We start from the raw sequence: 25,608 nt of genomic DNA on the forward strand, positions 1-25,608 counted from the left end.
GCAATGACAGGCGATGGACTGCGATGCGGTCTGATTAACGCCGCAACGTAAATTCTTCCGCGCCGCGCCGCTGCTCCCACTTCGCCTGTTCCAGCTCGGGCCGGTCGCATTCGACCTCCGGATAGCCAATGCAGAGATAGGCGATGAACTTCCAGGTGTCCGGGACGTCGAGAATGGCATGGATGCGATCTGGATGGAGGATCGATACCCAGCCAAGCCCGATGCCCTCGGCGCGCGCGGCGAGCCACATCGCGGTGATCGCCGCGACCACGGAATATTCCGTCGTCTCCGGCATTGTCGCGCGGCCGAGGCCGTGACCGACGTCGCTGGCCTTGTCCGCGAACACGGCGAGGTGGCCGGGAGCCTGTTCGAGACCCGACAGCTTCAGTGTGGCATAGCGCGCTGCGCGCTCACCGGCGTAGGCATTCAGCGCGTCGGCGTTGCACGCTTTGAAGTCGTCGATCACGGCGCGACGCCGTGCGGCGTCGTCAACGATGACGAAGCGCCAGGGCTGGCTGAGGCCGACCGAAGGCGAGAGACAGGCCGTCTCGATCAGGCGATCGACGGCGCCGTCAGGCAACGGATCACTCCGAAAGCGGCGCACGTCGCGGCGCCACACGAACAGCTCGCGCAAGTGTTGACGGAAGGTGTCGTCGAATTCGACCATCGCATCACCCTCCGATCTGGAAAGCTGCGGCAACCAGCAGGATCAGGATCTCGCCGGTCTGCTCGAATGCGCCGAGGATGTCGCCGGTCTGCCCGCCAATCTGGCGGATGGCAAGTCGCGCCAGCATCAGGCCGGCGAGGGAGAGCAGGATCAGGCTCACCAGCGCCTTGCCCGGCCCAAGCGCGAGCGTGAGCGCGAGGGTTCCAACAGCGAATGCGATCGCGATGCTGCGGCCCGGCGGTGATCCGGTGCTCGCCGACAGGCCGTCAGGTCGCGCAGGCGCGACCTGCGACATGAAGGCCGGCAAGCCCGCGCGGGCCGCTGTATGCGCAGCGCACAGCGCGAGCGCGACGGCCCACGGATTGGCGATCGCCGCGAGCGCGCTCCAGCGCAGGCCGAACGACAGGATCAGCGCGCAGACGCCATAGGTGCCGATCCGGCTGTCGCGCATGATCTCGAGCTTGCGCTCGCGCGTGCGGCCGCCGCCGAGCCCGTCGGCAGTATCGGCAAGGCCGTCCTCGTGCAGCGCGCCGGTGATGAGGGCGGTCGCGGCCAGCGCGAGCAAGGCGGCGAGGCTCGATGTCAGTCCGAACCGGCTGGAAATCGCATAAACCAAAGCGCCGGCAAGGCCGACCATTAGTCCCGCAACGGGAAGCGCCCAGGTCGCGCGCGCGATGGCGCCGTCGCCGGCTGGCTCCGACGATGCCACCGGCAGGATCGTGACAAAGGACGCCGCGATCCTGAGATCGGCGATGAGATCCCGCAGAAGCTCGGCGCGCGGCATCATTTCAGTTTCATCGGCAGGCCGGCGACGACGAACTCGGCCTCGTCGGCGACATCAGCGATGGTCTGGTTCATGATCCCGGCGGCGTCGCGAAAGCTGCGCGCCAGCGCGTTGTCGGGCACGATACCGAGGCCGACTTCATTGGTGACAAGGACGACGGGGCTCTTCAGGCGGAGCAGGGCGGCGGCGAGCTCCCTCACCTCGCGCTCCCAGTCGCGCTCCGCATGCATGAGGTTGGAGAGCCACAGCGTCAGGCAGTCGACCAGCCTTGCGCCGCCGCCATCAGTTGCGAGCAGCGACTCGACGAGATCGAGCGGCACTTCGCGTTCGATCCAGTCGGTTCCGCGGCGCGCGCGATGCATGGCAATACGCGTCTCCATTTCCGCATCGAGCGCCTCGGCCGTTGCGACATAGACCGGCTGCCCGGGAAAGGCGCGCGTGCGCGTTTCCGCACGTTTGCTCTTGCCGGACCGTGCTCCGCCGGTGATCAAAATGACGGCCATGAAGTCTCCTGTCGGCCAGCACTAATCACCAAACTTGGGCAAAGACAAAGCCGAAATCCGCCGGCCGGGGGCTTGCGCTCCGGCTGGGGTTTGCGCAACAGGGGCGGGACAGGAGGCGTGCGTGGGTTTTGCCGGTGCGATGGTCGTGGCGATGGCGGTGGATGCCCTGTTGGGCTGGCCGGCGTGGTTGTTCGCGCGGATCGGCCATCCCGTCACCTGGCTGGGCCAGCTGATCTCTGCCATCGACAGCGCCTGGAATCGGCCGTCCGATCCGCCGGCATTTCGCCGCGCCGCCGGCATCGCTGGCGCGCTCCTGGTGATCGCGCTCTCCGTCGCGCTCGGCTGGGCAGTTCAGTCCTTGCTTCCCTTGGGCTGGATCCAGATCGTGCTGGTCGGCGTCCTCGCCTGGCCGCTGGTCGCGCTGCGCTCCTTGCACGACCACGTTGCTGCCGTCGCAAATCCCATGCGGGCCGGTGACATTGCCGGCGCCCGAGACGCGGTCTCGCGCATCGTTGGCCGCGATCCCCTGACGCTCGACGAGGCCGGCATCGCGCGCGCGGCGATCGAGAGCCTCGCCGAGAATGCGTCCGACGGCATCGTCGCACCGGTGTTCTGGGGCGCGCTGTTCGGTCTGCCCGGCATTTTGGGCTACAAGGCGATCAACACGCTGGACTCCATGATCGGCCATCGCACCGAACGGCACGAAGCCTTCGGCTGGGCCGCGGCGCGCATCGACGATGTCGCCAATTTCATTCCGGCGCGGCTGACCGGATTTCTGTTCGTGCTGCTGGCGCCACGGCGATCCGAGGCGCTGTCGTGCATGACGCGGGACGCACGCCGTCATCGTTCGCCCAATGCCGGCTGGCCGGAAGCAGCCATGGCGGGTGCGCTCGGCGTGCGGCTCAGCGGTCCGCGGGTCTATCACGGCAGCACCACGAACGAGCCCTGGTTGAATGAAGGTGCGCGCGATCCGCTTGCCGCCGACATCGATCGGGGATTGACGGTTTACCGCCGCGCCATGCTGCTGCTCGCCGGCCTCCTTGCGATCCTGGCCTTCGCGTGAAAGAACAGCGCATGCGCGAGCACGGTGGAAATCTCGATCAGGCCCAGCAGCGCTTCGGCGGTCGCGCGGAAGACTGGATCGATCTGTCGACCGGGATCAACCGTCTGCCTTATCCCGTTGGCGAGGTGAGTTCGCGCGCGTGGAGCGCGTTGCCGTCGCGCGCCGAGATCGAGGCTCTGCATCGGGCGGCGCGGCACGCTTACCGCACGAGCGCGGCGGTTGTCGCGCTTGGCGGCGCACAGGCCGCAATTCAATTGCTGCCGCAACTCGCACCACCCGGCCGCGCGCGCATCCTCGCGCCGACCTACAATGAATATGCCGGGGTCCTCTCGGCCGCGGGCTGGGAGGTCCAGGAGGTCCGGGAGCTCGACGCGCTGGTCGGCGCCGACCTCGCCATTGTCGTCAATCCCAACAATCCCGACGGCCGATGTCATACGCCAAAGGGTTTGCTGGCCCTGCTGCCGCGCACCGGCCGTCTTGTCGTCGACGAGAGTTTTGCCGATGCGGCCCCGCAGCTATCGCTTGCATCCGAGGACCGGCCGGGGCTGCTGATCCTGCGCTCCTTCGGAAAGTTTTACGGCCTTGCCGGCCTGCGGCTCGGCTTCGCGCTCGGCAATTCGTCCGACATCGCCAGGATCGCATCGATGTCGGGGCCTTGGCCGGTCTCGGGAGCGGCAATCGCGATCGGTTGCCGCGCTCTGCGTGACGATGCCTGGGCCGAGGCCACGTCCGCGCGGCTCGCGCGAGACTGCGGTCGCCTCGACGGCATGGTGCAGGCGCAAGGCTGGACGGTCATTGGCGGGACGCAGCTGTTTCGTCTCTACGCGACGCCTGACGCGATTGCCGCGCAGGAGAAGCTGGCGCGTCGCCATATCTGGTCGCGCGTGTTCGCGCGAGAGCCGGCATGGCTGCGCCTCGGGCTTCCGGGCGGCGAATCCGAATGGTCGCGCCTGGCCGAGGCGCTAGCGCGCTAGCGCGAGCAGGCCTTCGACGTCGAGATGGGCTTCGATGTGATCGGCGAGCGCATCGAGCGCACTCTCGACCCTGGCGTGATAGGGCTCGTCGCCTGCGGGAATGTCGAGCTTCGCCAAGAACGCCTTGCGGAAATCATCCGACGTGAACAGGCCGTGCAGATAGCTGCCTTGCACGCGCCCGTCGCGCGAGATCGAGCCTTCCGGGTCGCCGTTCAGCCTTGCGAATGGCCGCGCGCGATCCGGACCATCGGTGCGACCCATGTGGATTTCATAAGCCTGAATCGGCTGATCCGTCGCGGCATGCACCGCCGCGACACGCGTCAGCGTCTTCTCCGAGCTCATCACCGTTTCCACATCCAGAAGCCCGAGACCCGGAGTGTCGCCGGCGGGGCCCTCGATTCCATCGGGATCGGTGACGCTGCGTCCCAGCATCTGATAGCCGCCGCAGAGGCCGAGCACGTGGCCGCCTCTGCGGTGATGCGCCAGAAGATCGATGTCCCAGCCTTGCGCGCGCAGAAAGGCGAGATCGCCGCGGGTGGATTTCGAGCCGGGGATGATGACGAGCCTGACGTCGCCGGGAATGGCCTCGCCCGGCCGCACCATCACGAGATCGACGCCAGGCTCGAGCTTGAGCGGATCGAGATCGTCGAAATTGGCGATCCGCGAGAGCGCGAGACAGGCGATCTTGCATTGGCCCGGCTTGCGCGCATCGCTCAGGCCCAGCGCATCCTCAGCCGGTAGCTCGCCGGCGCGCGCGAACCAGGGCAGCACGCCGAAGCCGCGCCATGCGGTCTTTTCTTCGATCAGCTTATAGCCGTCGTCGAACAGCGTGGGATCGCCGCGGAACTTGTTGATGACAAATCCCTGGATCATCGCGGCATCATCCGGGTCGATCACCTCCTTGATGCCGACGAGTTGCGCGATGACACCGCCGCGGTCGATGTCGCCGACCAGCACGACCGGCACGTCGGCCTTGCGCGCAAAACCCATATTGGCGATGTCGGCCTTGCGCAGGTTCACCTCGGCTGGGCTGCCGGCGCCTTCCACCAGCACGAGATCGGCGCGCGCCTTCAGCCGCTCGAAGCTCTCCAGCACCGCACCCATCAATGACGGCTTCATCGCCGCATATTCACGCGCACGCGCGGTCGCGATGCGCTTTCCCTGCACGATCACCTGCGCGCCGACATCCGTCTCGGGCTTCAGCAGCACCGGGTTCATGTCCGTGTGCGGCTCGACGCCGGCGGCGAGCGCCTGGAGCGCCTGAGCGCGGCCGATCTCGCCGCCGTCGACGGTGACGGCCGCATTGTTCGACATGTTCTGCGGCTTGAATGGGAGCACGCGCAGGCCGCGTCGTACAAAGGCGCGCGCGAGGCCGGCGACGATGAGCGACTTGCCCACGTCCGAGCCGGCCCCCTGGATCATCAATGCGCGCGCCATCGCGAGTTCTTAGAACTCGACGCCGGCTTGCGCCTTGATGCCGGAACGGAAGGGATGCTTGACCAGCGTCATCTCGGTGACGAGATCGGCGATCTCGATCAGCTCGTCCTTGGCGTTGCGTCCGGTGAGCACGACATGCGTCATCGGCGGCTTCTGCGTCGTGAGGAATTCGACGACCTCCGCGATGTCGAGATAGTCGTAGCGCAGCGCGATGTTGATCTCGTCGAGCACGACCATGCGAAGATTCTGGTCAAGGATCAGCTCTTTGGCCTTCTCCCAGCCGGCGCGGGCGGCGGCGATGTCGCGGGCGCGGTCCTGCGTCTCCCAGGTAAAACCTTCGCCCATGGCGTGGAATTGGCAGAGGTCGCCGAAATGGCCGGTGAGCATGCGGCGCTCGCCGGTATCCCAGGCACCCTTGATGAACTGCACGACCGCGCAGGGGAAGCCATGGGCGACGCAGCGGACGATCATGCCGAAAGCCGAGGAGGACTTGCCCTTGCCAGCGCCGGTGTGGACGATGATGAGGCCCTTTTCGCCGCTCTTGGTCGCCATGATCTTGTCGCGGGCGACCTTCTTCTTCGCCATTTTCGAGGCGTGACGGGCGTCGGTTTGGTCGCCCGTCTGGGTATCCGGTTCTGACGTCATCGGACGGGGTCCTTCGGCTTGACAAGAGGCGGTCGGGGGCAAATGGTGGCCCGGCGTTGGTTCCTGTCCTACGACAGGCGAAGAGGGAATGCGATAGGGTCCGAATCGGCAAGATTTGGTTCCAAAATGCAGCCGCCCCCGCGACCGTGACCGGAGAGATGCCCGAAGCCACTGATCCCCTTGGGATCGGGAAGGCGGGGATCGAAGGGGAAACCCTGCTCCGCAAGCCGGGAGACCTGCCAGCGCGGACGATTTTGGACCGGCGGACGGGGTGTTCCGCGACGGGGAAACGGGCCTTCGCAAGAACGGTTCGTGGGCCTCTTCGCTTCCCGCTGTTTATTCTGGAAGAAGCGATGACCGTCACACTTCATGTCTGCATCACCTGCCGCGCCGGCCAGACGCTTGGCGAGGGCGAGACGACGCCCGGCAAGCGCCTGCATGGTGCGATCCTCGAGGCCGGCGTGCCCGACGGCGTCAGCGTGGTTCCCGTCGAATGCCTGTCTGCATGCAACCAGGGTTGCTCGGTCGCGCTCAGCGCACCCGGCCGCTGGTCCTATGTCTATGGTCGCCTCTCGGATGCGCATGCGAGCGACGTGGTCGCGGGCGCCGCGGCCTATGCGGCCGCACCCGATGGCCTCGTGCCCTGGCGCAGCCGCCCGGAGATCTTCCGCAAGCAATCGCTTGCTCGCATTCCCCCCATTCCCCCCTTGGCCGTCGTGCCGGAGGCCGCCGAATGAATTCGCTCGCAAAAGTTCCGGTCACGATCGTCACGGGCTTTCTCGGCTCGGGCAAGACCACGCTGATCCAACATCTGCTTGCCAACGCTAACGGCAAGAAGCTCGCGGTGCTCGTCAACGAGTTCGGCAGCGAGGGCGTCGATGGCGAGATTCTGAAATCCTGCGCCGATGCGAATTGCCCGGAGGAGAACATCATCGAGCTCGCCAATGGCTGCATCTGCTGCACCGTCGCTGACGATTTCATTCCGACCATGGAGAAGCTGCTGTCGCGGCCGGTGCGGCCCGATCATATCCTGATCGAGACCTCGGGCCTGGCACTGCCGAAGCCGCTGCTCAAGGCATTCGACTGGCCGGAGATCCGTTCGCGCATTACGGTCGACGGCGTGATCGCGCTGGCCGACGCCGAAGCTGTTGCTGCCGGCCGTTTCGCGCCCGACCCAATTGCGGTCGAGGCGCAGCGCGCGGCGGACGGCAATCTCGACCATGAGACGCCGCTGTCGGAAGTATTCGAGGACCAGATCGCCTGCGCCGACATCGTGCTGCTGACCAAGGCCGATCTTGCGGGTGCGGCGGGGCTCGAAGCAGCCAAAGCGGCGATCACCGCCGAGATGTCGCGCCGCGTGCCGATGCTGGCGATTACCGACGGCGCGATCGACGCGCGCCTCATCCTCGGCCTCGGTGCTGCCGCCGAGAACGATCTCGCCGCGCGTCCCTCGCATCACGACGGCGAGGAGGATCACGAGCACGACGATTTTGCGTCCGTCGTGATCGATCTTCCTGAAGTCACCGATATCGACGCGCTGGTCGCATCCGTTCAGCGTCTGGCGCGCGAGCAGAACGTGCTGCGCGTCAAGGGTTACATCGCGATGGAAGGCAAGCCGATGCGCCTCTTGCTGCAGGCGGTTGGCGAACGCGTGCGGCACCAGTTCGACAAGCCCTGGGGCGCGGGTGCGAGGCGGTCAAAGCTCGTAGTGATCGGCGAGCACGGAAACATTGATGAAGCCGCGATCAAGGCGGGACTCGGTATCTGATGCACGTCGTCTTCCGCGAGAGCCGCGGTCTCGAGGAGACCGCGATACCAAGGGACATCGGCCAGGACGCGGCCGATCTCGTGGTGCTCTCGTATTCGGATTCCGATCTGGCGGCGTTCGCGGCCGGTTGGCGCCGTGGCCGCGACAGCCTGCCCTCGCTACGGCTCGTCAATCTCGCAGAGCTTCGTCATCCGCTCTCGGTCGACACCTATATCGAGCGCACGCTGGCTCACGCGCGCGGCATCCTCGTCCGTCTGATCGGGGGTGAGTCCTATTGGTCGTATGGGCTCGGGGCCCTGCAGCAACTGGCGAAGGAGCGCGGCATCGTGCTGGCGGTGCTGCCGGCCGACGGCCGCGACGACACGCGTCTGGATGCGTATTCGACCCTGCCGGTCTCGACGCTGCGGCGGCTCAAGGTGCTCTGCGACACCGGCGGCCCCGTCGCATCGCAAGCCGCGATCGCGCAGCTTGCGCTGGCTTCGGGCCTCTATGCCGGCCCCGTGATCGGCGAGATGACCATGCCCGAGATGGGCTTTTACGATCCGGCGCGCGGTGTCATTGCCGCGCCGGCGTCGGGTGAGGGCAGGCCGCGAGCGCTCGTGGCCTTCTATCGCTCCTATCTCACCGCTGCCGACACTGGCCCGGTCGATGCCCTGATCGCCGCATTGCGCGAGAAGGGGTTCGACGCGCATGGTGTGTTCGTCACCTCGCTGAAGGCTCCAGGCGTTGCGGATTGGCTAGGGGAATATCTCGCGCAAAATCCTCCGGCCGCGATCGTCAATGCGACGGCGTTCTCGGCGATGGGCGACGACGGCACGACGCCGTTCGATGCCGCATCCTGCCCGGTATTCCAGGTCGCGCTCTCCACGGCACGCCGCGAGGACTGGGCGAGTTCGCTCCGCGGCCTCTCGCCCGGCGACCTCGCCATGCATGTGGTGCTGCCCGAGGTCGATGGCCGCATGTTTGCGGGCGTGGTGAGCTTCAAATCGGCAGCGATGCGCGATCCCGATTTGCAATTTTCGCATCTGGCACACAGGCCCGACGGGGAGCGCGTGAAGGCCGTTGCCGCGCGCGTTGCGGCCTGGCAGCGCCTTGCGGAGAAGCCCGTCGCTGAGAAGGGGATGGCGCTCGTGCTCTCGAACTATCCGGGCCGTCCGCATCAGATTGCGCATGCGGTGGGTCTCGATGCGCTGGCGTCGGTCGACGCATTGGTGTCCGACCTCTCGGAGGTCGGCTTCGATGTTGCGCCGGTCCATGCGCTCGGCGAGACGTTGCTCAAGCAGAGCTTGAGCTGGAGCGTTGCCGACTACCGTGCTGCGCTGTCGCGCCTTCCGCAAGGCTTGCAGGATGATCTCGCGCAAGCCTGGAGCGCGCCGGAGACCGATCCCGGTTGCCGCGACGGCGCGTTCCATTTCGCCGCGATTCAGTGTGGCCGGTCGATCATCGCGGTTCAGCCGGAGCGTGGCGATGCGACCACGCGCGATGGCGACTATCACGATCTCGCGCGCACGCCGCGCCACGCCTATGTCGCGTTCTATCTCTGGCTGCGCGAGCAGGGCTGTGATGCCGTTGTGCATATGGGCGCGCACGGCACGCTGGAGTGGCTGCCCGGAAAATCGGTGGCGCTGTCGCAGGCGTGCTGGCCGGAAGCCCTGATTGGCGATCTGCCCGTCATCTATCCCTTCATCGTCAACGATCCCGGCGAGGCCGCGCAGGCCAAGCGGCGCCTGGGCGCCGTCACGATCGGCCATCTGCCGCCGCAGCTCGCGGCATCAGCGGTGCCGGACGGGCTGCGCAGGCTCGAACAGCTCCTCGACGAATACTCGACGGCCGATGGCCTCGATCCCGCCCGCCGCCAGCGCCTGATCGCCGCGATCCGTGACGAGGCGCGCGCGGCTGGCCTCGAGGACGATCTCGGCCTCGGTGCAACGGCCGCGCCCGCCGAAGCGATCCCGCGGATCGACCGTTTCGTCTGCGATCTCAAGGAAAGCCAGTTCGGCGACGGCCTCCACGTGTTCGGCCGTGGCGCCTGCGGCGACGCGGAGCGCGACGCTTTGCGGGCCGCGCTTGTAGGACAGCGCGTCGCGCCGGGGCCGTCGGGCTCACCCTATCGCGGGCGTCAGGACGTGCTGCCCACGGGACGCAATCTCTTTGCCGTCGATCCGCGCGGGGTACCGACGCCGTCGGCGCACGCGCAAGGCGTCAAGCTCGCGGAAGAGCTGCTGCGCCGTCATCTGCAGGATCACGGCGACTGGCCAAAGGGCCTTGTCGTCGATCTCTGGGGTTCGGCGACGATGCGCACTGCGGGCGAAGAGTTTGCCATGGCGCTGCATCTGGCCGGCCTCGCACCGCGCTGGGATCACGCCTCCGGCCGTGTGACCGGCTACGACATCATCGCGCCTGCCGAGCTTGGCCGGCCCCGCATCGACGTCACGCTGCGGGTCTCGGGCCTGTTTCGCGACGTCTTCTCAGGTCTTGCGCAATTGTTCGAGGCGGCAGCCGAGGCGCTGTCGGCCCGCGAGGACGAGGGCAACGAAAATCCATATCGCCATCGCACATCGCGCGTGTTCGCGCCGCGTCCCGGACAATACGGCGTCGGCCTCTCGGCAATCCCGGACGCCTTCACGCCCGAGACGCGCGAAGCCGCCGGCGAAGCCTGGCTCTCGGCATCGTCATGGGCGTTTTCGGCCGATGGCGAGATCAGGCTCGATCGTGCCGGTATCGAGAAGCGGCTCGCATCGGCCGATGCTTTTGTTCACGTGCAGGATTTGCCGGAAACCGATCTTCTGCTCGCGGCCGACTATGCCGCGCATGAGGCCGGCATTGCGGCGGCCGCAGCCCATCTCGGCGCGGCAGGACCATCGCTCTATCATCTCGATGCGACGCGGCCCGAGCAGCCGCATGCGCGTACGCTGACCGAGGAAATCTCCCGTGTCGTCCGCGCGCGCGCGGCCAATCCGGCCTGGATCGCCGGCATGATGCGCCACGGTTTTCGCGGAGCGGCCGAGATCACCGCAACGCTCGAGCACATGGCGGCCTTCGCGCATCTGGCCGGCGCCGTGCCGCCGCATCTGTTCGACCTCTACTACGATGCGACGCTCGGACATGACGAGGTCCGGGCCTTCATGGCCCGCGAAAATCCGGCGGCACTCGCGGCGATGGAGACGTGTTTCACGCGCCTGCATGAGGCCTCGCTCTGGCGAACGCGCCGCAATTCGATTGCGGCTGCGCTGCGGGAGGCGTCATGAGCGCTTCCGTGGTCAAGGGCTGGTGTCCCGGCGCGCTGCGCCCGATGCAATCGGGCGACGGGCTCGTGGTCCGCGTGCGTCCGTTCGGCGGACGGCTCGACGCGGCCCAGATCTCCGGACTGGCCCATCTTGCCGAACGCCATGGCAACGGCCTGATCGACGTGACCAGCCGGGCCAATCTCCAGATCAGGGGCGTCAACGAGACCAGCCACAGGCTGCTACTCGACGGGCTTGCGCAACTGGCGCTGCTCGACCCGGATGCTGAGACCGAATCCCGTCGCAACATCCTTGTGACGCCGTTCTGGCGTGCCGGCGACGCGACCCAATCGCTCGCCGCCGAGCTCGAGGAGGCGCTCGCCGACAGCTCGCTCGAACTTCCAACCAAGTTCGGCTTCGCCGTCGACGACGGCACCTCACGCGTGCTTGCGGGCGATTCCGCGGACGTGCGGATCGAGCGCGATCATTCCGGCGCACTGCTGGTCCGGGCTGATGGCGACAAACTCGGCCGCTCCGTCGCGCGTGGCGAGGCCGTGACCACCGCGCTCGCATTCGCCGACTGGTTCGTGATCTCAGGCGGCGCCAGAGGCGGGCGAGGGCGGATGGCGGCGCATCTTGCCACTGGCGCAATCCTGCCGGAGGCATTGCGCGGCGAGGCCGAGCCGGCGCCGATCATGGCGGCGGCGCGTCCCGGCCTCTATGCGCAAGGTGCGATGGTCGGCGTCGCCTTCGGGCAGATGGCGCATGCGACGCTCAACCAGTTCGCCGGTTGCGGACATGCGCTGCGCATGACGCCATGGCGGATGGTTTTGAGCGAGGGCAAGCGCGCGATGCCGAGCGTGACCGGTCTCATCACCGAGGCCTACGACCCTGCGCTGCGCGTCATCGCTTGCAGCGGTGCGCCACGCTGTCGCGAGGCGCATGCCGATACCCGCGGCCTTGCCGCGGCCCTGGCCCCGAACATCGGCGCGGCCGCACGGCTCCACGTCTCCGGCTGTGCCAAGGGTTGCGCCCATTCCGGTCCAGCCGCCATCACTCTGGTCGCGACCGGCGCCGGCTTCGATCTCGTGCGCGCCGGGTCGACGCGCGATGAGCCCATCCTGCGGGGGCTGAACCGCGACGACATCGTCAGAGATCCCTCCATCTTGATGGGAGGGCACTGATGCCGCACATTTACGAGACCGACGGCGCGGCGATCTACCGGCAGTCCTTTGCGACCATCCGGGCCGAAGCCGATCTTGCGCGCTTCACGCCGGACGAGGAGCAGGTGGTGGTGCGGATGATCCATGCCGCCGGCATGGTCGGCCTCGAAGCGCATATCCGCTTCACATCAGGCATGGCGGTCGCCGCCCGCGCGGCGTTGCAGAAGGGCGCACCGATCCTGTGCGACGCGCGCATGGTCTCCGAAGGAATTACGCGCGCGCGGCTTCCCGCCGCCAACGCCGTCATCTGCACGCTGGGCGACGAGACCCTTCCCGGGCTCGCGCAGTCCATGCGCAACACCCGTTCGGCTGCGGCCCTGGAGCTGTGGCGGCCGCATCTCGACGGCGCGGTCGTGGCGATCGGCAATGCGCCGACCGCGTTGTTTCATCTCCTCAACATGCTGGAGGACCGGAGCTGCCCGCGGCCCGCGGCGATCATCGGCTGTCCCGTCGGCTTTGTCGGCGCGGCCGAATCCAAGGCTGCGCTGATGGCCGATCCGAAGGTGCCGGCGCTCACGGTTGAGGGCCGCCTCGGCGGTTCCGCGATCACGGTCGCCGCCGTGAACGCGCTGGCGAGCCGGAGCGAATAGATGGGACGCATCATCTGCTGCGGTCTCGGCCCCGGTGATCCCGATTTGATGAGCGTGCGCGCCGATCGCACGGTGCGCGGCGCAAAGCATGTCGCCTATTTCCGCAAGAAGGGCCGGCCCGGCCAGGCGCGCCGCATCGTCGAGGGCATGTTGGCGGCCGACGTCACCGAATATCCGATGGAATATCCGGTCACCACGGAAATCGCCTTCGACACGCCTGAATATGTCCAGCTGCTTGCCGGCTTCCACGACGAATGGGCGGAACGTCTGGCCCGGCTGGCGCGTGCGATCGACGTCGTCGTGCTCTGCGAGGGCGATCCTTACTTCTACGGCTCCTTCATGCATCTGCACACGCGCCTGCAAGGCCGTGTCGAGATCGAGGTGATCGCCGGCATTCCCGGCATGGTCGGCTGCTGGAATGGCGTGGGACAGCCGATCGCGCTCGGTGATGACGTGACGACGGTGCTCATGGGCACGCTCGCCGAGGCCGAGCTCGAGCGCCGCATGCGCGATTCCGATGCGCTCGTGATCATGAAGACCGGGCGCAATCTGGCAAAGGTCCGCCGCGCGCTCGCTGCCGCCGGACGGCTGGACGACGCCTGGCTGGTCGAGCGCGGCACCATGCCGGGCGAGCGCGTGGTGCGGCTCGCGGAGATCGATGCCGCCGACTGCCCCTATTTCGCGATCGTGCTCGTGCACGGCAAGGGCCGGCATCCGGACGCCGCCGAATGACGGGCACGCTGACCATCGCGGGCCTCGGGCCGGGCAGCGATGCGCTGGTGACGCCCGAGGTCTCCGCCGCGCTTGCCGCCGCGACCGATATTCTGGGCTACGCGCCCTATGTCGCGCGCGTGCCAGCGCGGGCAGGGCTCACTTTGCATCCTTCCGACAATCGCGAAGAGCTGCAGCGCGCAAGCGAGGCGCTGCGGCTCGCGGCCGAAGGCGGGCAAGTCGTTATCGTGTCCTCCGGCGACCCCGGCGTCTTCGCAATGGCTTCTGCCGTGTTCGAGGCGCTCGAACAGGCGCCGCAATGGCAGGAGCTGCCGATCCGTGTGCTGCCCGGCGTCACTGCGATGCTGGCGGCTGCCGCGCGCGCCGGCGCGCCGCTCGGCCACGATTTCTGTGCAATCAACCTGTCGGACAATCTCAAGCCGTGGGCGGTGATCGAGAAGCGCCTGCGGCTCGCCGCGGAAGCCGACTTTGCCATTGCGATGTATAATCCGCGCTCGGCGAGCCGACCGGAGGGTTTTGGCCGCGCGCTTGCGGTGCTGAAGGAGGCCGGCTGCGGCGAGCGCCTCGTGATCTTCGCGCGCGCGATCAGCGCCGCCGATGAAAAGATCGAGACCGTCAGGCTGAAGGAAGCGACACCCGAAATGGCCGACATGCGCACGCTGGTGATCGTGGGCAACTCGCAGACACGCCGCGTCGGCCGCTGGGTCTATGCGCCGAGGCAGGTGCGATGACCGAGCCATTGCATGATCTCGGCCACGCCCTCGACCCGCAATCTTTCCGGCAGTTGCGGTCGTGCGATCATGATCACCGGCAGGCCGAGTACCCGCGCAGCGTCGATCTTGGCGCGCGCGCCGTCGCCGCCCGAATTGCGGGCGACGATCCGGGTGATGCTGCGTTTGCGCATCATCTCCAGCTCGGCCTCAAGCGTGAATGGCCCACGCGACACGATCACGTCCGCGGCAAAGGGCAGGGGCGCATCGGGCGGATCGACAAATCTCAGCGTGTAGGCGTGCTGCGGCCTGGTCGCGAACGGTGCGATGTGCTGGCGGCCGATCGCGAGGAACACATTTGCCGCCGCCTCGGGCAGTGCGGCGACCGCGGCGTTGACATCAGGTATTTCGATCCAGTTGTCGCCGGGCGCTTTGGTCCAGGGCGCCCGCTCCAGAGCGATCAGCGGCGTCCCGGTTTCCGCGCATGCTGCGACCGCATTGCGGCTCATCTCGGCGGCAAAGGGATGGGTCGAGTCGATCACGTGCGTGATCTCTTCCCGACGAATGTAATCGGCAAGACCGCCGACGCCGCCAAAACCGCCGATACGCGTCGGCAACGGCTGACCGGCGGGCGCGCGGGTGCGGCCGCCATAGGAATACACAGCGTCAATGCCGGCGCGCGCGATCTCCGCCGCGAGCAGGCTCGCGTCGGCCGTTCCGCCCAGAATGAGGGCGCGCGTCATGGCTGATCCCTGGCTGACCATCATCGGTATCGGCGAAGATGGCCTTGCCGGGCTGTCCGAGGCAAGCCGAAAGGCGCTCGATGATGCCGAAACTGTCTTCGGCGGTGAACGGCATCTTGCGCTTGCCGGCATAACCGGGCGCGGCCGTCCATGGCCGGTGCCGTTCGATGCAGATGTCGTGCTGAGCTGCCGCGGCCGCCCCACAGCGGTGCTCGCCTCCGGCGATCCGTTCTGGTACGGCGCCGGCGCGAGCCTCGCCGAAAGGCTGGGCGCCGGCGAGTGGATTGCGCATTCCGCGCCGTCAACGTTTTCGTTCGCCGCCGCGCGACTGGGCTGGCGCCTCGAAGCAATTGCCTGTCTCGGTCTCCACGCCGCGCCATTCGAGCGTCTCGTGCCGCATCTGGCGCGAGGCGCACGCATCATTTGCCTCGTGCGCGACGCGAAGGCGGCAGGCGATCTCGCGAAATGGCTGACGGCGCGCGGATGGGGTGCCTCGGCATTCTGGACGCTTACCGCGCTTGGCGGGCCGCGCGAAATTATCAACGCGCATCGCGCCGACAGTTTTGCAGGCGATCTTGCCGGGAGCCTGGTGACGGTGGCGGTGGAGGCGAGAGGAGCGCAGGGTCTTCCCCGCAGCTCGGGACTATCGGACGAACTCTTCGTCCATGACGGCCAGATCACCAAGCGTCCGATCCGTGCGCTCGCGCTCTCGGCGTTGGCGCCGCGTCCCGGTGAACGGCTGTGGGACATTGGCGCGGGCTCGGGTTCGATCTCGGTCGAGTGGACGCTGTGCGGCGGCACCGCGATCGCCGTCGAGGCGCGCGAGGATCGCGCCGCCAACATTCGCAGCAATGCAGCGGCGTTCGGGTTGGCACATCGGATCACAGTCATCACGGGAAAGGCGCCTGAAGTCCTTGCTGACCTGGACGCACCTGACGCCGTGTTCATCGGCGGCGGTCTCGACATCGCGATGTTCGACGCGGTCTGGTCGCGGCTCTCGCCCGGTACGCGGTTGGTCGCGCATTCAGTAACGTTGGAAACGGAAGCGCTGCTGGGTGAGCTGCACCAGCGCCACGGCGGTGAACTGATGCGCGTGGAGATTGCGCACGCCGCTTCCCTCGGCCGCTACCGGTCCTGGGAGGCGGTGCGGCCCGTGGTGCAATGGAGCGCGGTCCGATGAAGGTCGCCGGGCTCGGATTCAAAAAGGATGTCACGCTGGCCTCGCTGCGTGAGGCGCTTCTGGCGGCCGGTGGTCCCGAAGGCCTTGCAGCAGTGGCAACGGTCAGCGACAAAGCCGACGCGGAGGTGTTGAAGCAGCTTGCGCGCGAATGCGGCGTACCGATCAAGGCGATCGCCGCCGAAATGTTGGCCGGCATCGACACGCCGACGCAGTCAAACCTCATCGCGAAAAAGTTCGGGACGGGATCAGTCGCCGAAGCGGCAGCGCTTGCGGCAGCTGGACCTGGCGCGCGATTGATCGCGACGCGGGCGGTCTCGCAGGATCGCACCGCGACCGCGGCGATCGCGGAAGGAGACGGCGCATGACGGTGCATTTCATCGGGGCAGGGCCGGGCGCTCCTGACCTGCTGACGTTGCGCGGGCGAGATCTGATCGCCGCCTGTCCTGTCTGTCTCTATGCCGGCTCGCTTGTCCCCGAAGGCGTCTTGGCGCATTGCCCGTCCGGCGCGCGGATCGTCAACACCGCGCCGATGTCGCTCGACGAGATCATTGCGGAGATCGCTGCCGCGCATGCCGGCGGCAAGGACGTTGCGCGGCTGCACTCGGGCGATCTCTCGATCTGGTCAGCGATGGGCGAACAGCTTCGCCGCCTGCGCACGCTCGACATTCCCTACACGGTGACGCCCGGCGTTCCCTCTTTCTCGGCCGCCGCGGCTGCGCTGGAGGCCGAGCTGACGCTGCCCGGCCTTGCCCAGACGGTGGTGCTGACGCGCACGCCGGGCCGCGCCAGCGCGATGCCCGAAGGCGAGAAGCTCGCCGCCTTCGCCGCCACCGGCGCGGTGCTCGCGATTCATCTGTCGATCCATCTGCTCGACAAGGTCGTCGGCGAGCTGACGCCGCATTATGGCGCGGATTGTCCGGTCGCGATCGTCTGGCGCGCGAGCTGGCCCGACCAGCGCATCATCCGCGCCACGCTCGCAACACTCGACGTTGCCGTCGGCAGCGAGATGGAGCGCACCGCGCTCATCCTGGTCGGCAGGACGCTGGGCTCGGCGGTTTTTTCCGAGAGCCGTCTCTATGCAGCTGACTATGACCGCCGCTATCGCCCCGTGGGCGCCGAGCCGCGCTTTCCGGAGGTGTCGTGATGGCAGCAGGGCTCGTCATCTCCGCGCCGGCCTCCGGCGTCGGCAAGACCACGCTGACGCTTGCGCTCGCGCGCGCCTGGCGCAACAGCGGATTGCGGGTGCAGTGCTTCAAGAGCGGCCCCGATTATATCGATCCCGCGTTTCATGCAGCCGCGACAGGACGCGCCTCGGTCAACGTCGACAGCTGGGCGATGGATCGCGGGACAATCTCGCATCTCGTCAGTCGCGGCACTGACGCCGACGTCGTGCTGGCCGAAGGCTCGATGGGCCTGTTCGACGGCGTCGCCGCGCGTGGCGTCTGCGGCACCGGGGCGACCGCCGACATCGCGGAGATGCTGGACTGGCCGGTGCTGCTGGTGATCGATCCCTCGGGCCAGGCACAAACGGCGGCCGCGATTGCCGCGGGCCTTCGCGACTACCGCCCCGGTGTGCGCCTTGCGGGCGTCGTGCTCAATCGCGTTGCCAGCCCACGCCATGAAGCTCTCGTGCGGCGCGCGCTGCTGGATGCCGGCATCGCCGTCTTCGGCGCGCTGCCGCGCCATGCCGAGATCAGCCTGCCGAAGCGGCATCTCGGCCTGGTGCAGGCCGAGGAGCAGACGGAGATCAGCAAGCTGATCGACGAGGCCGCGCGCTTCGTCGCCGAGCATGTCGATCTTGACGCAGTGCTGCAATCGGCTGCCAGCTGGTCACCGCCATCTGCCGGGAGCGGCCTGAACGTGACGCCGCCCGGCCAGCGCATTGCGTTGGCCCGTGACGCCGCGTTCTCCTTCGTCTATCCGCATATGCTGGAAGCGTGGCGCGCGGCGGGCGCCGAGATCTCGACATTCTCGCCGCTCGCTGACGAGGGCCCTGATCCAGGCGCCGATGTGTGCTGGCTGCCGGGCGGCTATCCCGAGCTGCAGGCCGGCAGGATCGCGGCCAATGCGCGCTTCCGCAGCGGATTGCGCGCCTTCGCCGAGACGCGCCCGGTGCACGGCGAATGCGGAGGCTATATGGTGCTGGGCAGCGCTTTGACCGACGCCGACGGCGTCAGCCACGAGATGACGGGCCTGCTCGGCCTGGAGACGAGCTTTGCCAAACGCCGCATGCATCTGGGCTATCGTCTGGCCGAGCTCGCCGCACCGATGCCGGGTCATCAGGCGGGTGCACGCCTGCGTGGCCACGAATTCCACTATTCGACGATCGTCGCGCAACCCGATACGCCGCTGGCGGTCGTGCACGACGCGACAGGCGCCGTCATCGCCGAGACCGGCTCGCGGCGGGGACAAGCCACCGGCACGTTCTTCCACCTGATCGCGGAGGACCGGTGAGCGGTTTTGTGTCCTTTGTCTCCGCCGGGCCCGGCGATCCCGAGCTCCTCACGCTCAAGGGTGCCGCGCGGCTGCGCGAAGCTGATGTCGTGCTCTATGACGATCTTGCTTCGGGGGCGATCCTCGATCTGGCCCGGCCCGGCGCCAATCTCGTCGCGGTGGGAAAGCGGGCGGGACGGGCCTCGACCAAGCAGCACCACGTCAACCGCCTGCTGGTCGACTACGCCGTGACAGGCGCGCGCGTGGTGCGATTGAAGTCGGGCGATGCCGGCATCTTTGGCCGGCTCGAGGAGGAGCTCGAGACGCTGCGTGAAGCGGGCATCGGCTACGAGATCATTCCCGGCGTCACGTCGGCCTGTGTCGCCGCCGCGCAAGCCGGCATTCCGCTGACCCGGCGTCACACCTCGCGCCGCGTGCAGTTCGTGACCGGGGCAGACGTCACCGGCGAGCTGCCGCCAGACCTCAATTGGGCGGCGTTGGCCGATTCAGAGGCGACGACCGTGGTCTATATGGGCCGGCGGACGTTTCCGGCGCTTGTCGTCAAATTGATCGAGCACGGGCTCGCCCCAACCACGCCGGCGTTGTTTGCCGAATCGCTCGGCCGTCCCGATGAGCGGCTGGTCCGCACCACCATTTCGGAACTTGCCGAGCAGCTTGCGCGGGGCGGGGCGGCCTCCACGGCGGCCGTCATCCTGTTCGGCGCGCTGGCGGGGGATTATCCGTCATGACGGTCTCGGCCGCCCTTCGCCCCTTGACGCCCGGCTGGCGAAAGGGGCACACAGGAGACGCATGGTGCTCGACGCGGCGCAAAGCGCCGGAGCATAATCGGGAATGGGGATGGGCGGACCCAGTTGCGGCGCCCAAAACCCCAGCCGCCCCCGCGACTGTAAGCGGTGAGGGACTTCGATCAGCCACTGGGCCGCAAGGTTCGGGAAGGCCGGAGACTCCCAGTGAACCGCGAGCCAGGAGACCGGCCGTGCACGTTTTGAGGCCAAGGCCGTCGGGTGTGACGGCAAGAAGGATCTGAGCCATGCATATCGAACCCGGACTAGTCTCGGACGCCAAGCTCGTGCTGAGTTACGCAACCGGCATCGCCGTTGGCGGCGTTGCCTTGAAGCTCGCGGTCGAGACCGTGCGCGAGCAGGGCATCACGTCGTTCGCGGCGCGCACGCTCGCCACCACCGGCCTCGTGTTCGTCTTCTTCGAGATCCTGCCGCACTTCCCGGTCGGCGTCTCCGAAGTGCACTTCATCCTCGGCTCGACCTTGTTCCTGCTGTTTGGAGCTGCGCCTGCGGCCTTCGGCCTCGCGTTCGGCCTGCTGTTCCAAGGCATCTTCTTCGAGCCGCCCGACCTGCCGCAATATGGCATGAACGTCACCACGCTGCTGGTGCCGCTGTTCGGGATCCAGGCGATCGCCACGCGGATCATTTCGAGCAACACGGCCTATGTCGATCTGAAGTACCGCCAGGCGCTGGCGCTTTCGACGACCTATCAGGCGGGTGTCATCGCCTGGGTGGCGTTCTGGGCGATTTATGGCTCCGGCTTCGGCGCGACCAACCTCGCCAACATTGCGACCTTCGCGGCGTCCTATGCGCTCGTTATCGTGATCGAGCCGCTCGCCGATCTCGGCGTGCTGGCGCTGGCGAAGTCGCTGCGAGGCGTCACCGCGGCCGGCCTCGTCACTCCGCGTTTGCACAACGCGGCCTAGAGACAAGCGAAGGGCGGCCGGTATGGCCGCCCTTCGCAGCTACGATGCTCACGCTCTCCCTGATAGGCATCGGTTGCGGCGATCCCGAGCAGCTCACGCGCGCCGCGATCACTGCCATCAACGCGGCCGATCTCGTCCTGATCCCGCGCAAGGGAACCGCAAAATCCGATCTCGCCGATCTCAGGCGGACGATCTGCGCCGATGTGCTCACCAGCGACACGACTCGTATCGCCGAGTTCGATCTGCCCGTCCGCGACGCCGCTGAAGCGGACTATCGCAAGGGCGTCGACGATTGGCACGATGCCGTCGCCGCTGTCTGGTCGCAGACGATCGGGGACCATCTCGAAGGCGAGGGCAAGGTCGCGCTGCTGATCTGGGGCGATCCCTCGCTTTACGACTCCTCGCTGCGCATTGCGCGGCGGCTCAATCCCTCACCAAAGATCGAGGTCGTGCCCGGCATCACCTCGATCCAGGCGCTGTGCGCGGCGCATGCCATGCCGCTCAACGACATCGGCGAGCCGTTTCTGGTCACGACCGGACGCCGCTTGCGCGATGGCGGTTGGCCGGCAGATGTCGATACCGTGGTAGTGATGCTCGACGGCGGCACGGCGTTCCAGTCGCTTGATCCGGCGGGCCTGCACATCTGGTGGGGGGCCTATCTCGGCATGCCCGATCAGATCGTGATGTCCGGCGCGCTGGCCGAGATCGGCCCGCGCATCGTCGCGGTGCGGCAAGAGGCGCGCGAACGGCACGGCTGGATCATGGACAATTACATCCTCAAGCGCAGCCTGTGAGGCAAGCGAGGCAGCATGCTCCCCGAATGGGTCACCCAACAATGCCCCGACATCTCCGCAGTCCACCGCGAAGCGGCGGTGGCGCGGCAGGCGCAACTGACGAAACCGACCGGCGCGCTCGGCCGGCTCGAGCAGCTCGCAATCGAGCTTGCGGGTCTGCAAGCGACCAAGCAACCGCGCGCGGCGCGGGTGCCGATCATCATCTTCGCCGGCGATCACGGTATCGTCGCGCAGGGCGTCTCGGCCTATCCGCAGGAAGTGACCATCGCGATGCTGGCGAACTTCGCCTCCGGCGGTGCCGCGATCTCGGTGCTCGCGCGTGAGCTGGGCTCCAGCCTGGAGGTTATCGACGCCGGCACGCTGGCGCAGGAGGAGATGGCTGGAATCGTGACCGACAAGCCGCGCAGCGGCACGCGCGATTTCAGCATCGAAGCTGCGCTCACCCCCGCAGAGCTGGCATTTGCGTTCGAAGCCGGCCGACGTGCGGTGATGCGCGCGCAGGCCGGGCAGCCCGATGTTCTGATCTTCGGCGAGATGGGTATCGGCAACACCACGACATCGGCGGCAATCGCGGCGAGCCTGCTCGGCGTGGGTGCGGAGGAGATCGCGGGCAGCGGGACCGGCGTTGACGCGGCCGGCCGTGTGCACAAGGCGCGGGTGATCGACGCCGCGATCGCACGCCATGGCATTGCGGGCGCTTCGCCGGAAAAGATCCTGCGCGCCGTCGGCGGTCTCGAAATCGCGGCCATCTGCGGTGCAATTATCGCGGCTGCCCAGCGTCGCATCCCCGTGTTGATCGACGGCTTCATCGTGTCGGTGGCGGCGCTGGCGGCGGCGCGGCTCAACCCCTCGTGCCAGCCGTTCCTGCTGGCCTCGCACCAGTCGGCGGAGCAGGGCCATCGGCTGGTGCTGCGCGCGCTGAATGTGCAACCGCTGATCAGCCTCGATCTCAGGCTCGGCGAAGGATCGGGCGCGGCAATCGCGCTGCCGCTGGTGCGGTCGGCCTGTGCGCTCCACAATGGCATGGCGACCTTTGCGCAGGCCAATGTGCCTGATCGTCCGGCCTGATCAAATCGTCCGCTGATTGACGTAGACGACGCGCCAGCCGGTCGCGAGCCGGTCGATCCTGGTCAGCGACAGCGGATCGATCACGAAGCGCAGGGCAGCTTGTGGTGTCAGATCGAGCGCGATGCACAGCGCCGCGCGAATCGTGCCGGAATGCACGACGAGCGTTGCGGCCCCGGCGCCGACCCTTGACAGACCCAGCCGGACCCGCGCGACCTGTTCCTCAAAGCTTTCGCCGCCCGGCGGCCGTCCGCGCGCCGGATCGCTCCAGAACTGTGCATAGGCCTCGTCACCGGTCGCGGCGAGTTCGTCATGCCGACGGCCGGTCCAGTCGCCAAAGTTCTGCTCGCTGAATTCGTCCAGCTGCAGCGGCTCGAGCCCCAGCGCGCGGGCCGTTTCGACCGTGCGCCGCGAGGGGCTGGCATAGCTCGCGGCGTCGCGCGGCAGGCGCTGCCGCAGCGCCTCCAGCTGCGCGCGAGCGCCGAGATCGGCCGGCGCATCGGCCGCATGGATCGTCCCCGTGACGCCATCGACGGGCGCGTGCCGTATCAGCCAGAGGAAGGTCTCGCCTTCCATGCTTATCTCCAAGGAAACTGGTCGTTGTGGCAATAACGCCGCAACTGGCACATTGACTCCGTCTGGATCGTAATCCTAGATGCTCGCGACGGTTTCCCCGAGAGGGGATGAAAAGGGAATGCGGTGCGGGGACATTGTCCTCAATGCCGTGGCTGCCCCCGCAACTGTAAGCGGCGAATCTTGCATCACATGCCACTGGGTATCTCGGTCCCGGGAAGGCGACGCAAGGTAGTGACCCGCGAGCCAGGAGACCTGCCGTCAGCCGTGGTCACACGCGAAGATGTCGGTCGGGGAGTACAGACATTCGGCTTCATCGGAAGGCTTATGAGCCGGAAGATGGGACCTTGGTTCGCGGTGACGTGCCACTGACGTCACTCCGAGGTCCAAGACCGTGTATTCCCTTTGTATCGTACGACCATGCCGTTTCCTACTGGCATGCGCTTCTCTCACATCTTTCATCGCCATCGACATGCCAGCGGCGTTGGCGCAGCAGGCCCGCGAGCCACTGCCGCCCGTCGAGGTGCCGGCGCCACAATCCCGCAGGCAGGCCAGCCCGGCCGGACGTGACGCGCAGAGCTCACGCCGCGCAGCAGCGCGCCGGCCGGAGACTGCATCCGCAGTGCCCAAGCCTGTCGTGCCGACTGCGGCAGCACAGACGCCGCTCAATACCAATGCCGTGGCCGAAAGCGCCTCGCGCCTTGGCCTGACCGTTCGCGAAACGCCCGCGACCGTGGAGGTGATCTCGGCCGCAACCATGCGCGAGCAGGGCTACCGCACCGTCTCCGACGTCGCGCAGGGAGCGGTGGGCGTCACAGCTGGCGACAATCCGGCGGAGCCCTCGGCTTTCTCCATGCGCGGCTTCACCAACAGCCAGATCAACACGCTCTACAACGGCATCAAGATCGGTCCGCAGAACATGACCTCGCGGATCACCGACACGGCCAACCTGGAGGCCGTCGAATTCCTGAAGGGACCGGCCTCGCTGATGTCGGGCGAGGGCGCCGCCGGCGGCGCGATCAACTTCGTCACCAAACAGCCGCACACCGGTCCGATCCGGAACGAGGCGGATTTCTCCTGGGATTCGCTGAACTCGTTCCGGGCGCATTACGGATCGGGCGGCAGCACGAACGTGCAGGGACTGGACTACCGCTTCGACGTCAGTCGTTCTTCGCTCAACGGCTTTGCCGACGACACCAACACCAAGACGCTCGACGTCTCGGGCCAGCTCAACTACCGCATCTCCGACAGCCTCAAGGTTTGGGGCGCGATCGAATACCGCGAGGATCGCTCGAAAGCCTATTGGGGTGCGCCGCTGGTGCCGATTGCCTTCAGTGGTTCGCACGCGACGACGGGGATCGTGTCCGGCAATTACGTCTCGAACTACAACAAAACCAATCTCGGTGCGGTCACGATCGATGACCGCACCTTCAACACGAACTACAACGTCCTCGACAATCGCAACGTCGCGCAGGAGGTGTGGTTGCGCGGCGGTTTCGAGCTGAAGCTTGCGCCAGACCTGACGCTGAAAAGCCAGGCCTATGGTTATGGCGCAGAGCGCACATGGTTCAACAATGAGGTCGAGGCGTTCAATGCCAGTTCGGGCCTCCCTAACTCGAACATGGTGGATCGCGAGCGTTTCTACGTCGCGCACAGCCAGCGCTTGGTCGGAAACATCACCGACCTGATCTGGGATGCGAATATCGCCGGCTTCGACAACCGCCTGGTCACGACGCTATCGTCGAGTTACCTCGACTTCGTCAGGCCGGGCGCCGCAAATTTCCCCGATGATTCCGTCTCGCTGGTCAATCCCGATCGCGGCTATTACGGCCTGCTCACGACTAAGCAGCAGACCGCGCGGATCGACAACGAGGCGCTGTCGTTCGAGGACCGGTTGAAGTTGACACGGACCTTTGCGTTAGTCGGCGGCCTCCGCGTCGAGCATATCGGGCTCGACCGCAACTCGACGGACAAGACGGGCCTTGTGAATGCGGGTTTCCCGTTCTCGCAATCCTGGGTCCCGACGACGGGCCGTATCGGCTACACGTGGGAAGCCGTTCCGGGCCTGACCTTTTTCAGCCAATACGCGACCGGCGCCGACATCGCAGCCAACAACATCTTTCTGCTCAATCCGACCGATTCGCTCAACCTGACCACCGCGCGCACCTACGAGACCGGCGTCAAGCACCTGTTCTGGGACAATCGGGCGGAGTGGTCGTTCTCGGCCTATGACATCTTGCGCAAGAACGTCTATGCGGCGGCGGGCGGCATGCAGCTCAACCTCGCCGGGCGACAGGAATCGAAGGGCGTCGAGCTTGCCGCCGCGGTGCGTCCGATCGAGCCGCTGCGCCTCTGGGGCAACATCGCCTATGTCGACGCCCGCTATGCCGACTACGACTTCGTCGGCGGCTCGTTCTCCGGCAATACGCCGCCGAACGTGCCGCGCGTCGTCGCCAATGCCGGCGCGTCGTACCGTTTCTTCGCGCCCTGGGCGGTTGAGCTCGGCATCATCGGCCGCCATGTCGGCGACCGCTACAACACCGATGCCAACACCGTGACGCTGAAGGCCTATACCGTGGCCGATGTCTACGCCTTCGTCGACATCCCCAAGACGGTATTCGACGCGGTCGATCAGGCCCGCCTGAGCTTCCGGGTGCGCAACATCGCCGACAAGCGTTACGCGATCTGGGGCGATCCGTTCTATCCAGACCAGATCCTGCTGGGCGCGCCCAGGACCTATGAGATCTCGGCCGCGTTCAAATGGTAGGACG

The 25,608-nt window shown here is 67.1% G+C and carries 25 protein-coding genes and 3 riboswitches; of the genes, 18 read left to right on the forward strand and 7 right to left on the reverse strand.

Annotation, left to right across the window (positions count from 1 at the left end; translation table 11 throughout):
* Positions 1–34: 34 nt before the first annotated feature.
* The 3 genes from bluB to cobU are packed head-to-tail and all read right to left on the reverse strand — an operon-like array spanning position 35 to position 1,954.
* Positions 35–667, reverse strand: coding sequence for a 5,6-dimethylbenzimidazole synthase (gene bluB, locus N551_RS0125005; protein WP_027569227.1), 633 nt, complete (start codon positions 665–667; stop codon positions 35–37).
* Between the two features lie 4 nt (positions 668–671).
* Entirely contained in the window at positions 672–1,454 is a 783-nt protein-coding gene (gene cobS / locus N551_RS0125010; RefSeq protein ID WP_027569228.1) for an adenosylcobinamide-GDP ribazoletransferase, read from the reverse strand.
* The gene (gene cobU, locus N551_RS0125015) at positions 1,451–1,954 is read right to left on the reverse strand and encodes a bifunctional adenosylcobinamide kinase/adenosylcobinamide-phosphate guanylyltransferase (protein WP_027569229.1); all 504 of its coding nucleotides are present in this window, start codon (positions 1,952–1,954) and stop codon (positions 1,451–1,453) included. The genes cobS and cobU overlap by 4 nt, the downstream gene beginning before the upstream one ends.
* Before the next feature lie 121 nt (positions 1,955–2,075).
* On the opposite strand from cobU, the gene cbiB reads away from it, so the two are divergent.
* Both cbiB and cobD read left to right on the forward strand, forming a co-directional pair.
* Complete coding sequence (gene cbiB / locus N551_RS0125020) at positions 2,076–3,017, forward strand: adenosylcobinamide-phosphate synthase CbiB (RefSeq protein ID WP_027569230.1); 942 nt, start codon at positions 2,076–2,078, stop codon at positions 3,015–3,017.
* Positions 3,018–3,028: 11 nt separating this feature from the next.
* Entirely contained in the window at positions 3,029–3,991 is a 963-nt protein-coding gene (gene cobD / locus N551_RS0125025; RefSeq protein ID WP_027569231.1) for a threonine-phosphate decarboxylase CobD, read from the forward strand.
* Here cobD and N551_RS0125030 read toward each other — a convergent pair.
* Together N551_RS0125030 and cobO are read right to left on the reverse strand one after the other, a co-directional pair.
* Entirely contained in the window at positions 3,980–5,428 is a 1,449-nt protein-coding gene (locus tag N551_RS0125030; RefSeq protein ID WP_027569232.1) for a cobyric acid synthase, read from the reverse strand. The two genes, cobD and N551_RS0125030, sit on opposite strands and share 12 nt — an antisense overlap.
* A gap of 9 nt (positions 5,429–5,437) precedes the next feature.
* The gene (cobO, locus tag N551_RS0125035) at positions 5,438–6,073 is read right to left on the reverse strand and encodes a cob(I)yrinic acid a,c-diamide adenosyltransferase (RefSeq protein ID WP_027569233.1); all 636 of its coding nucleotides are present in this window, start codon (positions 6,071–6,073) and stop codon (positions 5,438–5,440) included.
* 40 nt (positions 6,074–6,113) lie between these two features.
* A riboswitch (cobalamin riboswitch) is annotated at positions 6,114–6,332 on the forward strand.
* Between the two features lie 94 nt (positions 6,333–6,426).
* Between cobO and N551_RS0125040 the strand changes: the two genes are divergently transcribed.
* From N551_RS0125040 to cobJ, 7 genes are read left to right on the forward strand one after another with little or no spacing between them, the layout of a single operon-like run.
* Positions 6,427–6,810, forward strand: a complete 384-nt coding sequence (locus tag N551_RS0125040) for a DUF1636 domain-containing protein (RefSeq protein ID WP_027569234.1) — start codon at positions 6,427–6,429, stop codon at positions 6,808–6,810.
* Positions 6,807–7,841 carry a cobalamin biosynthesis protein CobW gene (gene cobW / locus N551_RS0125045; RefSeq protein ID WP_027569235.1) on the forward strand — a complete coding sequence of 345 codons (1,035 nt, stop codon included), beginning with the start codon at positions 6,807–6,809 and terminating at the stop codon, positions 7,839–7,841. Before N551_RS0125040 ends, cobW begins: the two co-directional genes overlap by 4 nt.
* Positions 7,841–11,089 carry a cobaltochelatase subunit CobN gene (cobN, locus tag N551_RS0125050; RefSeq protein ID WP_027569236.1) on the forward strand — a complete coding sequence of 1,083 codons (3,249 nt, stop codon included), beginning with the start codon at positions 7,841–7,843 and terminating at the stop codon, positions 11,087–11,089. The genes cobW and cobN overlap by 1 nt, the downstream gene beginning before the upstream one ends.
* On the forward strand, positions 11,086–12,249 hold the full coding sequence (cobG, locus tag N551_RS0125055) for a precorrin-3B synthase (RefSeq protein WP_027569237.1): 1,164 nt from the start codon (positions 11,086–11,088) through the stop codon (positions 12,247–12,249). The genes cobN and cobG overlap by 4 nt, the downstream gene beginning before the upstream one ends.
* Entirely contained in the window at positions 12,249–12,878 is a 630-nt protein-coding gene (locus N551_RS0125060; protein ID WP_027569238.1) for a precorrin-8X methylmutase, read from the forward strand. The genes cobG and N551_RS0125060 overlap by 1 nt, the downstream gene beginning before the upstream one ends.
* The gene (locus tag N551_RS0125065; protein ID WP_027569239.1) at positions 12,879–13,610 is read left to right on the forward strand and encodes a precorrin-2 C(20)-methyltransferase; all 732 of its coding nucleotides are present in this window, start codon (positions 12,879–12,881) and stop codon (positions 13,608–13,610) included. It abuts the gene before it with no gap.
* Positions 13,607–14,341, forward strand: a complete 735-nt coding sequence (cobJ, locus tag N551_RS0125070) for a precorrin-3B C(17)-methyltransferase (protein ID WP_027569240.1) — start codon at positions 13,607–13,609, stop codon at positions 14,339–14,341. The genes N551_RS0125065 and cobJ overlap by 4 nt, the downstream gene beginning before the upstream one ends.
* Here the strand turns inward: cobJ and N551_RS0125075 are convergent.
* Positions 14,317–15,063 (reverse strand): cobalt-precorrin-6A reductase, encoded by a 747-nt coding sequence (locus tag N551_RS0125075; protein ID WP_027569241.1) that lies wholly within the window; start codon positions 15,061–15,063, stop codon positions 14,317–14,319. The two genes, cobJ and N551_RS0125075, sit on opposite strands and share 25 nt — an antisense overlap.
* On the opposite strand from N551_RS0125075, the gene N551_RS0125080 reads away from it, so the two are divergent.
* The 8 genes from N551_RS0125080 to cobT all read left to right on the forward strand — a co-directional run bounded on the left by N551_RS0125080 (position 15,062) and on the right by cobT (position 22,267).
* Entirely contained in the window at positions 15,062–16,243 is a 1,182-nt protein-coding gene (locus N551_RS0125080) for a bifunctional cobalt-precorrin-7 (C(5))-methyltransferase/cobalt-precorrin-6B (C(15))-methyltransferase (RefSeq protein ID WP_027569242.1), read from the forward strand. The genes N551_RS0125075 and N551_RS0125080 overlap by 2 nt on opposite strands.
* Positions 16,240–16,608 (forward strand): cobalamin biosynthesis protein, encoded by a 369-nt coding sequence (locus N551_RS0125085; protein WP_027569243.1) that lies wholly within the window; start codon positions 16,240–16,242, stop codon positions 16,606–16,608. Before N551_RS0125080 ends, N551_RS0125085 begins: the two co-directional genes overlap by 4 nt.
* Positions 16,605–17,387 (forward strand): precorrin-4 C(11)-methyltransferase, encoded by a 783-nt coding sequence (gene cobM, locus N551_RS0125090; RefSeq protein ID WP_027569244.1) that lies wholly within the window; start codon positions 16,605–16,607, stop codon positions 17,385–17,387. The genes N551_RS0125085 and cobM overlap by 4 nt, the downstream gene beginning before the upstream one ends.
* Positions 17,387–18,697 (forward strand): cobyrinate a,c-diamide synthase, encoded by a 1,311-nt coding sequence (locus N551_RS0125095; protein WP_027569245.1) that lies wholly within the window; start codon positions 17,387–17,389, stop codon positions 18,695–18,697. The genes cobM and N551_RS0125095 overlap by 1 nt, the downstream gene beginning before the upstream one ends.
* Positions 18,694–19,425, forward strand: a complete 732-nt coding sequence (gene cobA, locus N551_RS0125100; protein ID WP_027569246.1) for a uroporphyrinogen-III C-methyltransferase — start codon at positions 18,694–18,696, stop codon at positions 19,423–19,425. Before N551_RS0125095 ends, cobA begins: the two co-directional genes overlap by 4 nt.
* Positions 19,426–19,470: 45 nt before the next feature.
* Positions 19,471–19,691, forward strand: a riboswitch (cobalamin riboswitch).
* 36 nt (positions 19,692–19,727) lie between these two features.
* Positions 19,728–20,405: an energy-coupling factor ABC transporter permease gene (locus tag N551_RS0125105; RefSeq protein WP_027569247.1), complete on the forward strand. Its 678-nt coding sequence runs from the start codon at positions 19,728–19,730 to the stop codon at positions 20,403–20,405.
* A 44-nt stretch (positions 20,406–20,449) separates the two neighbouring features.
* Positions 20,450–21,199, forward strand: a complete 750-nt coding sequence (gene cobF / locus N551_RS0125110) for a precorrin-6A synthase (deacetylating) (RefSeq protein WP_027569248.1) — start codon at positions 20,450–20,452, stop codon at positions 21,197–21,199.
* 15 nt (positions 21,200–21,214) lie between these two features.
* A complete protein-coding gene (gene cobT, locus N551_RS0125115) occupies positions 21,215–22,267 on the forward strand; it encodes a nicotinate-nucleotide--dimethylbenzimidazole phosphoribosyltransferase (RefSeq protein ID WP_027569249.1) in 1,053 nt (350 codons plus the stop codon).
* Here cobT and N551_RS0125120 read toward each other — a convergent pair whose 3' ends face one another.
* Complete coding sequence (locus N551_RS0125120; RefSeq protein ID WP_027569250.1) at positions 22,268–22,840, reverse strand: histidine phosphatase family protein; 573 nt, start codon at positions 22,838–22,840, stop codon at positions 22,268–22,270.
* Between the two features lie 72 nt (positions 22,841–22,912).
* Positions 22,913–23,115, forward strand: a riboswitch (cobalamin riboswitch).
* Positions 23,116–23,231: 116 nt separating this feature from the next.
* On the opposite strand from N551_RS0125120, the gene N551_RS39005 reads away from it, so the two are divergent.
* Complete coding sequence (locus tag N551_RS39005) at positions 23,232–25,604, forward strand: TonB-dependent siderophore receptor (RefSeq protein WP_027569251.1); 2,373 nt, start codon at positions 23,232–23,234, stop codon at positions 25,602–25,604.
* Positions 25,605–25,608: the final 4 nt, after the last annotated feature.

Source organism: Bradyrhizobium sp. URHA0013, assembly GCF_000518345.1.
Classification (GTDB): Bacteria; Pseudomonadota; Alphaproteobacteria; order Rhizobiales; family Xanthobacteraceae; genus Bradyrhizobium.

Coding starts and splice junctions, on each gene's coding strand:
- N551_RS0125120 (WP_027569250.1), bottom strand. CDS start 22,840: ATGGAAGGCGAGACCTTCCTCTGGCTGATACGGCACGCGCCCGTCGAT.
- cobJ (WP_027569240.1), top strand. CDS start 13,607: ATGACGGGCACGCTGACCATCGCGGGCCTCGGGCCGGGCAGCGATGCG.
- bluB (WP_027569227.1), bottom strand. CDS start 667: ATGGTCGAATTCGACGACACCTTCCGTCAACACTTGCGCGAGCTGTTC.
- cobN (WP_027569236.1), top strand. CDS start 7,841: ATGCACGTCGTCTTCCGCGAGAGCCGCGGTCTCGAGGAGACCGCGATA.
- cobG (WP_027569237.1), top strand. CDS start 11,086: ATGAGCGCTTCCGTGGTCAAGGGCTGGTGTCCCGGCGCGCTGCGCCCG.
- N551_RS0125065 (WP_027569239.1), top strand. CDS start 12,879: ATGGGACGCATCATCTGCTGCGGTCTCGGCCCCGGTGATCCCGATTTG.
- cobS (WP_027569228.1), bottom strand. CDS start 1,454: ATGATGCCGCGCGCCGAGCTTCTGCGGGATCTCATCGCCGATCTCAGG.
- N551_RS0125095 (WP_027569245.1), top strand. CDS start 17,387: ATGGCAGCAGGGCTCGTCATCTCCGCGCCGGCCTCCGGCGTCGGCAAG.
- cobU (WP_027569229.1), bottom strand. CDS start 1,954: ATGGCCGTCATTTTGATCACCGGCGGAGCACGGTCCGGCAAGAGCAAA.
- cobD (WP_027569231.1), top strand. CDS start 3,029: ATGCGCGAGCACGGTGGAAATCTCGATCAGGCCCAGCAGCGCTTCGGC.
- cobW (WP_027569235.1), top strand. CDS start 6,807: ATGAATTCGCTCGCAAAAGTTCCGGTCACGATCGTCACGGGCTTTCTC.
- cobM (WP_027569244.1), top strand. CDS start 16,605: ATGACGGTGCATTTCATCGGGGCAGGGCCGGGCGCTCCTGACCTGCTG.
- N551_RS0125030 (WP_027569232.1), bottom strand. CDS start 5,428: ATGGCGCGCGCATTGATGATCCAGGGGGCCGGCTCGGACGTGGGCAAG.
- N551_RS0125075 (WP_027569241.1), bottom strand. CDS start 15,063: ATGACGCGCGCCCTCATTCTGGGCGGAACGGCCGACGCGAGCCTGCTC.
- cobT (WP_027569249.1), top strand. CDS start 21,215: ATGCTCCCCGAATGGGTCACCCAACAATGCCCCGACATCTCCGCAGTC.
- cobF (WP_027569248.1), top strand. CDS start 20,450: ATGCTCACGCTCTCCCTGATAGGCATCGGTTGCGGCGATCCCGAGCAG.
- N551_RS0125085 (WP_027569243.1), top strand. CDS start 16,240: ATGAAGGTCGCCGGGCTCGGATTCAAAAAGGATGTCACGCTGGCCTCG.
- N551_RS0125105 (WP_027569247.1), top strand. CDS start 19,728: ATGCATATCGAACCCGGACTAGTCTCGGACGCCAAGCTCGTGCTGAGT.
- N551_RS0125060 (WP_027569238.1), top strand. CDS start 12,249: ATGCCGCACATTTACGAGACCGACGGCGCGGCGATCTACCGGCAGTCC.
- N551_RS0125040 (WP_027569234.1), top strand. CDS start 6,427: ATGACCGTCACACTTCATGTCTGCATCACCTGCCGCGCCGGCCAGACG.
- N551_RS0125080 (WP_027569242.1), top strand. CDS start 15,062: ATGGCTGATCCCTGGCTGACCATCATCGGTATCGGCGAAGATGGCCTT.
- cobO (WP_027569233.1), bottom strand. CDS start 6,073: ATGACGTCAGAACCGGATACCCAGACGGGCGACCAAACCGACGCCCGT.